General features: G+C 72.1%; 6 protein-coding genes and 1 pseudogene. 4 read left to right on the top strand and 3 right to left on the bottom strand.

Annotated elements, in window-relative coordinates; genetic code table 11:
* Both B7767_RS40275 and B7767_RS40270 read right to left on the bottom strand, forming a co-directional pair.
* The coding region (locus B7767_RS40275; protein WP_143652927.1) for an ABC transporter ATP-binding protein at positions 1-1,219 on the bottom strand (1,219 nt) is incomplete at its 3' end.
* Positions 1,220-1,412: 193 nt separating this feature from the next.
* The gene (locus B7767_RS40270; RefSeq protein ID WP_085576243.1) at positions 1,413-1,877 is read right to left on the bottom strand and encodes a MarR family winged helix-turn-helix transcriptional regulator; all 465 of its coding nucleotides are present in this window, start codon (positions 1,875-1,877) and stop codon (positions 1,413-1,415) included.
* A 100-nt stretch (positions 1,878-1,977) separates the two neighbouring features.
* Between B7767_RS40270 and B7767_RS40265 the strand changes: the two genes are divergently transcribed.
* Positions 1,978-3,780: an ABC transporter ATP-binding protein gene (locus tag B7767_RS40265; protein WP_085576242.1), complete on the top strand. Its 1,803-nt coding sequence runs from the start codon at positions 1,978-1,980 to the stop codon at positions 3,778-3,780.
* A 43-nt stretch (positions 3,781-3,823) separates the two neighbouring features.
* Positions 3,824-4,669: an endolytic transglycosylase MltG gene (gene mltG, locus B7767_RS40260; protein ID WP_085576241.1), complete on the top strand. Its 846-nt coding sequence runs from the start codon at positions 3,824-3,826 to the stop codon at positions 4,667-4,669.
* An 18-nt stretch (positions 4,670-4,687) separates the two neighbouring features.
* Here mltG and B7767_RS40255 read toward each other — a convergent pair whose 3' ends face one another.
* On the bottom strand, positions 4,688-5,806 hold the full coding sequence (locus B7767_RS40255; protein WP_107486615.1) for an NAD(P)-binding domain-containing protein: 1,119 nt from the start codon (positions 5,804-5,806) through the stop codon (positions 4,688-4,690).
* An 83-nt stretch (positions 5,807-5,889) separates the two neighbouring features.
* Between B7767_RS40255 and B7767_RS40250 the strand changes: the two genes are divergently transcribed.
* Together B7767_RS40250 and B7767_RS47015 are read left to right on the top strand one after the other, a co-directional pair.
* Positions 5,890-6,312 carry a secondary thiamine-phosphate synthase enzyme YjbQ gene (locus B7767_RS40250; RefSeq protein ID WP_085576240.1) on the top strand — a complete coding sequence of 141 codons (423 nt, stop codon included), beginning with the start codon at positions 5,890-5,892 and terminating at the stop codon, positions 6,310-6,312.
* A 590-nt stretch (positions 6,313-6,902) separates the two neighbouring features.
* A pseudogene (locus B7767_RS47015) lies at positions 6,903-8,340 on the top strand (DUF4132 domain-containing protein); the annotation flags it as partial.

The following is an 8,340-nucleotide window of genomic DNA, read 5'->3' as shown; positions in this document are numbered from 1 at the left end:
GGGCGGAGTCCAGTGGCAGTTCGTCGAGCGGCACCCCGCCGAGCAGCACCGGGGTGCCCCGCTCGGAGGCGTGCCCGCCGAGCCGTTCGGCCAGCCGTCCCGCCGCGTCCGGGTCCCCGCAGACCACGGCGGTGAGCCGGCCCGTGGGGGCGAGCAGACCGCTCTGCGGGTCGTACAGGTCCCCGGCCGGGTCCTCGGCGGCGCGCGATCCCGCGGTGTCCGTGGCCCGCTCCAGCGACAGCACGCGCGCGGCCCGCTTCGCCGAGGGACGCGAGAAGGAGTACGCCATCGCGATCTCCTCGAAGTGCCGCAGCGGGTAGGTGAGCACCATGACCGAGCTGTAGACGGTGACCAGTTCACCGACGGCGATCCGGCCCTCGCGGGCGAGATGGACGCCGTACCAGACCACCGTGATCAGCAGGATCCCCGGCAGCAGCACCTGGATCGCGGCGATCAGGGCCCACATCCTGGCGCTGCGCACGGCGGCGTGACGGACCTCCTGGGAGGCGCGGCGGTAGCGGTCGAGGAACAGTTCCTCGCCGCCGATGCCGCGCAGTACGCGCAGCCCGGCGACGGTGTCCGAGGCGAGCTCGGTGGCCCGGCCGGCCTTCTCGCGCTGGACGTCCGCCCGCCGGGTGGCGCGGGGCAGCAGAGGCAGCACCGCGATCGCCAGCACCGGCAGTCCCACGGCGACGACGACCCCCAGCGCCGGCTGGTAGACGACCAGGCCGGTGCAGACCAGCACGATGGTGACCGCCGCCGCGGTGAACCGCGACAGGGCCTCCACGAACCACCCGATCTTCTCGACGTCACCGGTGGAGACCGCCACGACCTCACCTGCGGCGACCCGCCGGGTCAGCGCGGAGCCCAGCGTGGCCGCCTTGCGGGCCAGCAACTGCTGGACACGGGCGGCGGCGGTGATCCAGTTGGTGACGGCGGCGCGGTGCAGGAAGGTGTCGCCGATGGCGTTGCCCGCGCAGGCCAGCGCCATCAGGCCGCCGGCCAGTGCGAGCCGGCCGCCGGAGCGGTCGACCGCGGCCTGGACGGCGACGCCGACGCAGAACGGCAGCGAGGCCACGGAGGTGAAGTGCAGCAGACCCCAGGCCAGCGACTTGAGCTGCCCGGCCAGCTGATTCCGGAAGAGCCACCACAGGAATCGGGGACCCGAGCGTGCGTCGGGCACCCCCGGGTCGGGAAACGGAAGGTCTTGAATCTGCATGACGTCCCAGTGGCTCGGATCAGAGGGCGGCGGAAACGGGGAGAAGGCGGAGGTGCGCGCAGTCCGAGGACGGCGGCAGCAAACCGTGACAGGTTGACCCCGCTGCGTACCGGGAGGCAAACGGTTTTCCACACGACCGCACAGAACCGGCGGTCCGGGCGGCCGGCACCGCCGTACCGTCACGTCACACGGGTCATACGGACGCGTCGCCGCACCGCGTGGGGACCGCCCCGTCGATCAGGGTGTCCAGCAACTCGCCCAGTGCCTCGCGCTGGGCGTCCCCCAGCGGGGCCAGGATCTCCTCCGCGGCGGACCGGCGCGCGGCGCGCAGTTCCCGCAGGGCCGCGCGCCCGTCGTCGGTGAGCTCGATCCGGATCACCCGCCGATTGGCCGGATCCGGCACCCGCCGCACCTTGCCGTTCGCCTCCAGCCCGTCGACCAGTGTGGTGACGGCGCGGGGGACCACCTCCAGCCGCTCGGCCAGATCGGCCATGCGGGGCGGTGAACCGTAGTGCGCGAGGGTGCGCAGCAGCCGTGACTGGGCAGGGGTGATACCGAGCCCGCGCCCCTCCAGATGGCGCTTCTGGATGCGATGCACCCGGCGGGTCAGCCGAAGCAGCTGCTCGGCCAGCAGGCCGTCGGGATCGGGGGCGGTCATACGGGAACAATATCAGGATGCCGTTCATTGTGAGTATAGGTAACAATGAGCTGTACTCACCTCGTCATCACATCACCGGGCGCCCTTGCCGAAGGAGACCATGCACCCCGACCGCGAACCCGACTGGACCCCGCCCGCCGGCGCCGAGGAGCAGCCCCGGCAGGTGCGGCGCATCCTGAAGCTCTTCCGTCCCTACCGGGGCCGCCTCGCGATCGTCGGCCTGCTCGTCGGCGCCGCCTCGCTGGTCTCGGTGGCCACCCCGTTCCTGCTGAAGGCGATCCTCGACGTCGCCATCCCCGAGGGCCGCACCGGGCTGCTCAGCCTGCTCGCGCTCGGCATGATCCTCAGCGCCGTCCTCACCAGCGTCTTCGGCGTGCTGCAGACCCTGATCTCGACCACCGTCGGCCAGCGCGTGATGCACGACCTGCGCACCGCCGTCTACGGCCGGCTCCAGCGCATGTCGCTCGCCTTCTTCACCCGCACCCGCACCGGTGAGGTCCAGTCCCGCATCGCCAACGACATCGGCGGCATGCAGGCCACCGTGACCTCCACGGCGACGTCCCTGGTCTCCAACCTCACCAGCGTGGTCGCCACCGTCGTCGCGATGCTGGCGCTCGACTGGCGGCTGACCGTGGTCTCGCTGGTCCTGCTGCCGGTGTTCGTCTGGATCAGCCGCCGCGTCGGCAACGAACGCAAGAAGATCACCACCCAGCGCCAGAAGCAGATGGCGGCGATGGCCGCCACGGTCACCGAGTCGCTCTCGGTCAGCGGCATCCTGCTCGGCCGCACCATGGGCCGCTCCGACTCCCTGACCGGTGCCTTCTCGGACGAGTCCGAGCGGCTGGTCGACCTGGAGGTCCGGTCGAACATGGCCGGCCGCTGGCGCATGGCCGTCATCACGATCGTCATGGCCGCCATGCCGGCGATCATCTACTGGACGGCAGGCATCGCCCTGCAGACGGGCGGCCCCGAGGTCTCCATCGGCACCATCGTCGCCTTCGTCTCGCTCCAGCAGGGGCTGTTCCGCCCGGCCGTGAGCCTGCTGTCCACCGGTGTCCAGATCCAGACGTCGCTCGCGCTCTTCCAGCGCATCTTCGAGTACCTCGACCTCCCGATCGACATCACCGAGCGCGCGGACCCGGTCCACCTCGACCGGGTCAAGGGCGAGGTCCGCTTCGAGGGCGTCACCTTCGGATACGACGACGAGAGCGCCCCCGTCCTCGACGGCATCGACATCACCGTCCCCCCGGGCGGCGGCCTCGCCGTGGTCGGGTCCACCGGCGCCGGCAAGTCCACCCTCGGTCACCTCGTGCCGCGGCTGTACGACGTCACAGGCGGCCGGGTCACCCTCGACGGCGTCGACGTCCGCGACCTCGACTTCGACACGCTGGCCCGTGCGGTGGGCGTCGTCTCCCAGGAGACGTACCTCTTCCACGCCTCGGTCGCGGACAACCTGCGCTTCGCCAAGCCGGACGCCACCGACGAGGAGCTGCACGCGGCGGCGCGGGCCGCGCAGATCCACGACCACATCGCCGCCCTGCCCGACGGGTACGACACGGTGGTCGGCGAGCGCGGCTACCGGTTCTCCGGCGGTGAGAAGCAACGCCTGGCGATCGCCCGCACCATCCTGCGCGACCCGCCGGTCCTGGTGCTCGACGAGGCCACCAGCGCCCTGGACACCCGTACCGAGGCCGCCGTCCAGGAGGCCATCGACGCACTGTCGGCCGACCGCACCACGGTCACCATCGCCCACCGGCTGTCCACCGTCCGGAGTGCCGACCAGATCGTGGTCCTCGACTCCGGACGCGTGGTCGAACGCGGCACGCACGAAGAGCTGCTGGAGCGCGGCGGGCGCTACGCGGCCCTCGTACGCCGGGACGCCCAACTGGAGCCGACGAGATGAAGATATGTCGGGTTTGTGGCGTTATGCGGGTTACCGTGCCCGCATGCAGACGAACACTCCGTCACGGAGCACGATCCGACTGACGCGCCGGGGCCGCCTCGCCCTCGCGGCGCTCGGGGCCGTCGTGGCCGGCACCGCCGTGGCGGTGCCGCTGCTGATCATGAACGGCGACGACGACTCCCGCCCCACGACCCTGGTGATCCCGGAGGGCTGGCGCGCGAGCCAGGTGTACGCCGCCGTCGACAAGGTCCTCGACCTGCCCGCCGGCACCACGAAGAAGTCCCTCCCCAAGGCGGGCCTGAAGCTGCCCGACGAGGCCGGGGGCGACCCGGAGGGCTACCTCTTCCCGACGACCTATCCGCTGAAGGAGAAGGCGACCCCGCGGAAGCTGCTGTCCCGCATGGTCGACACCGCCGACAAGAAGTTCAACGGAGCCCCGATCGCCGCCGGTGCGCAGCGCAACGCGATGAACGTCTACCAGGCGGTCACCGTCGCGAGCATCGTCCAGGCGGAGGCGGCCACCAAGGCCGACATGGGCAAGGTGGCCCGGGTGATCTTCAACCGGCTGGAACGCGGGATGCCGCTCCAGATGGACTCCACCGTCGACTACGCCCTGCACCGCGGGGCGCCGCGCACGACGGCCGCCGACACCGAGATCGACAGCCCCTACAACTCCTACCGGCGCATGGGACTGCCCCCGACCCCGATCGCCAACCCCGGCGAGGACGCGGTGCGCGCCGCCATCAACCCGACTCCGGGCGACTGGCTCTACTTCGTCACCGTCAAGCCGGGCGACACCCGCTTCACGGCCGACTACGCGGAACACCAGCGCAACGTCGCCGAGTCCGACGCACAGGGGAAGAGGGCGAGCGAACCGTCGAAGAAGTGAGCGGCGCGCTCCCGGCCGTCACGCCGCGGCCCGCTCCTCCCACGCCGGCAACCGCCTGATGTCCCGCACCGCCGCGCGTCCGGCCCGGTTGGCGCCGATGGTGCTCGCCGAGGGGCCGTAGCCGACCAGATGGATCCGCGGGTCGGCGACCGCCCGCGTGCCCTCGACCCGGATGCCGCCGCCCGGCTCCCGCAGTCGCAGCGGGGCGAGATGCTCGACGGCGGGGCGGAAACCGGTCGCCCACAGGATGACGTCGGCCGCCACCCGCCGCCCTCCCTCGAGCTCTCGGCCGCGCTCGGGCAGGGGGGACTCCCCTGCCCACTCCACGCCGTCGGGCGTGATCCGGTCGAACATGGGCTGCCGGTCGAGCACGCCGTCCGCCAGACCCCGGCGGATCGCGTCGTTGAGCGGCAGTCCCGTCACGGAGACGACGCTGCGCGGCGGCAGACCCTGCCGTACCCGCTCCTCGACGAGTGCCACGGCCGCCCGGCCCGCCTCCTCGTCGAAGGGGCCCTCACGGAAGACCGGGGGCCGCCGGGTCACCCAGGTCGTGGCCGCCGCGTACGGCGCGATCTCCAGCAGGTGCTGGGTGCCCGAGGCACCGCCGCCCACCACGACCACCCGCTGCCCGGCGAACGCCTCCGGCCCCGGGTACTGCGCCGTGTGCAACTGACGTCCCCGGAAGGTCTCCTGGCCCGGATAGCGCGGCCAGAACGGCCGGTCCCAGGTGCCGGTGGCGTTGATCAGCGCCCGCGTCGACCAGTCACCGTCCGAGGTCTCCACCAGCAGCCGTCCGCCGGACCCCTCGCGCACCGCCCGTACGTCCACCGGACGCCGTACCCGCAGGTCGAAGGCCCGCTCGTAGCGGTCGAAGTACTCGCCGATCACCTCGGAGGAGGCCCGCGCCGGATCGGCGCCGTCAAGCTCCATGCCGGGCAGCGCGTGCATCCCGTGCACCTTGCCGTACGTCAGTGACGGCCACCGGAACTGCCAGGCGCCGCCGGGGCCGGGGGAGTGGTCCAGCACCACGAAGTCGCGGTCCGGCTCGAACCCGGACCGCCGCAGATGGTAGGCGCTCGACAACCCTGCCTGTCCGGCGCCTATGACGACCACCTCGACCTCGCGCATGTCGTTCACGCTTCTGCCAACCGTGCGGAGGCCGTGGATCTTCCCGTCGGCGCTACCGCGGGCACCCCGGCGCATGGGCCAGGATGGAGCACATGTCCGATGCCTTCACCACCCGAGTCCTGACCATCGCCACCGGCTCCGACGAGAGGGTCGTCGACATCACCGGCGACTGCGAGTCCTTCCTGCGGGAGACGGCGGCCGGCCGGGACGGCCTGCTGAACGTCTTCGTGCCGCACGCCACGGCCGGGATCGCCGTGATCGAGACCGGCGCCGGCAGCGACGACGACCTCCTGTCCGCCCTGCACACCCTGCTGCCCGCCGACGACCGCTGGCAGCACCGCCACGGCAGCCCCGGCCACGGCCGCGACCACGTCCTGCCCGCCTTCGTCCCGCCGCACGCGACGCTCCCGGTGGTGGACGGACGGCTGGAACTGGGCACCTGGCAGTCGGTGTGCCTGGTCGACACGAACGTCTCGAATCACAACCGTCAGGTGCGGTTGTCGTTCCTCGGGTAGCTCTACGGCTTTCGTCACTGCGTGAGTGGTTTCGGGCCAGCCGAATGAGCCGGTGCGCCTGCGCCGGCGGCGTCACTGGACGGATCGACCGGTTGGCGGACCCGGGCGTGGGCGGGCGATGCGTCAGCCGCCACCGGGTGGTGTCCTGGTTCGTCGCCTTCCCCGTCCGCTGGGAGGCGTCGGGCTCTCCCGTCTCCGTTCGCACGGGCCGGCTTCCTCCACGGCGGCGGCCGGAGCGTCGTCGCGCCGAGGTCCGAGTGGGGTAGTGGCAGGCGCTCGTCGGCCCGTGGACCTGCCTCGTACAGCCATGCCGGAGCCCCCCGGTCGGCCCTCCGGTCGCACAGCACCTCGCCGGTGCGGCGATCGGTGCAGGAGGCGATCTGCGGGAAGACAGTGTCCCCGTACACCTGATGCAGGTCGAAAGCGCGAGCAGCACAGGAGAGTTGACCGTGAGAGGCAGGGGATCCTGCGATGCGGATGTGCCGCCGCCGGGCGTGCACGGGCCCGACCGTTGTCAGTGCCGAGGTCTAACGTGATCGGTAACTGCTCATGAGGTCCCCGTGCAACGGGTGACGGGGAGGAACAGCGCCATGCACCAGGAAATCGCCGACGAGGACCGGTTCGAGATGCCCGCCGCCTGGCTGCGGGCCCTGCCCGTGCTCCGGGCCGCCGCGAAGCCGGCCGAGGACGCGGTGGAGAAGGCCGCTCGCCGCTACGCGCAGGAGGCGGCCTGGTTCGAGGCGATGTTCTCCTCCTCCGGCAGCGACCCGGAGCTGGTGAAGGAGGGCCGGGCCCACCGGGAAGGCAGTCCCTCTCCGCTCGGAGCCGCCGTGGAGATCGCCGTCGGCTGGCACCACACGATGGTGGACGTGCTCGTCGACGCCTGCGTGACCGAACACGGCCTGCCGTTCGCCGCCCGTGCCGTCGTGGAGCTGGGATGCGTCAACCCCCATTACATGCAGGCAGGTTCCCGACGGTACGACGCGGCGCTGCGGAGAACGACCGATTACCGGACCTACCACGTGTGGGAGACCGCCGCCCGTGTCCGGGACCTGCTCGCGGCGGTCGACGAGGAGACCCGGCAGCGGACCGTCGAGGCCCTTGCCGGCCTCCGGGACAGCGTCGAGCGCCGCATCGTGGTCTCCTACCTGGTACCCGAAGAGCGTGTCTGGGTCGACGAGTGCTGCGACGGCCCGATACCGAACGACTCCCTCCTGCGGCGCATGCTCCTTCTCTCCCTGTACCGGCCGGAGCAGATCGCCCGCATCGGCGAAGGAGCACGACTCGGCTGGAACGGCTGGAACCTCCAACTGCTCGCCACCCTCGCGAACCGGCTCGGTCCCGCCGTCGGGTCCCTGCTGGAGGACGCGTTCGACGGAGCCTACGGATCCGACGGACACCGGGACGTCGCGGGCTGGGCCGCCGAACTGCCCACCGACGACGCCTTCCGCCTGCTGCTGAAGAAGGGCGGCGACCGCAATGTCCGCCCCGCCCTGCTCGACGCCATGAACCGCTACCCGCGGCGGGCCCTGCGGCTGCTCTCCGCCGCCGCGGCGGGCGACAGCGAACATGCGTCCCTCTCCCGGATGCTGCTGCCCCTGCACGTGGTGACCCACCCGGAGCTCACGAAGAAGATGCTGCCCGCCCTGCCCGAGGCGTCCGCAGCCGTCGTCGCCCCGCTGCTGAAGCGGGGCGAACGGGACGCGGAAGCGCCCGCGGAGGCGCTGCCCGCCCTGCTGGCCACCCCGCCGTGGACCCGGAAGCGCACCAGCCGCAAGGCCCGCGTGGCCCGCGACGTCCCCGGGGCGCCGCAGGCCGAAGTGGCCTGGAAGCCCGGGGAGCAGGAGGCCTGGGCGGCCACCGTCGTCAACGAAACCCCCTGGTGGCGCGAGCACGACTGGTCCCGCGAGATCCAGCGGATGCAGCAGGGGAGGTGGCGGGGCGACATCCGCGCCGCCCGCCTCTTCGTCACCGGCCCCGAGGACGTCGTACGCCCGCTGCTCGACGCCTTCGCCCCCGAGCACGTCT

The sequence above is a fragment of the Streptomyces sp. 13-12-16 genome (assembly GCF_002114215.1).
Taxonomy (GTDB): domain Bacteria; phylum Actinomycetota; class Actinomycetes; order Streptomycetales; family Streptomycetaceae; genus Streptomyces.
Note: the sequence above shows the minus strand (reverse complement) of the source record. Positions and strands in the feature narration are given on the sequence as shown.

Excerpts from the sequence above, each read along its gene's own strand:
- B7767_RS40270 (WP_085576243.1), bottom strand. The coding sequence starts at position 1,877 with ATGACCGCCCCCGATCCCGACGGCCTGCTGGCCGAGCAGCTGCTTCGG.
- B7767_RS40265 (WP_085576242.1), top strand. The coding sequence starts at position 1,978 with ATGCACCCCGACCGCGAACCCGACTGGACCCCGCCCGCCGGCGCCGAG.
- mltG (WP_085576241.1), top strand. The coding sequence starts at position 3,824 with ATGCAGACGAACACTCCGTCACGGAGCACGATCCGACTGACGCGCCGG.
- B7767_RS40250 (WP_085576240.1), top strand. The coding sequence starts at position 5,890 with ATGTCCGATGCCTTCACCACCCGAGTCCTGACCATCGCCACCGGCTCC.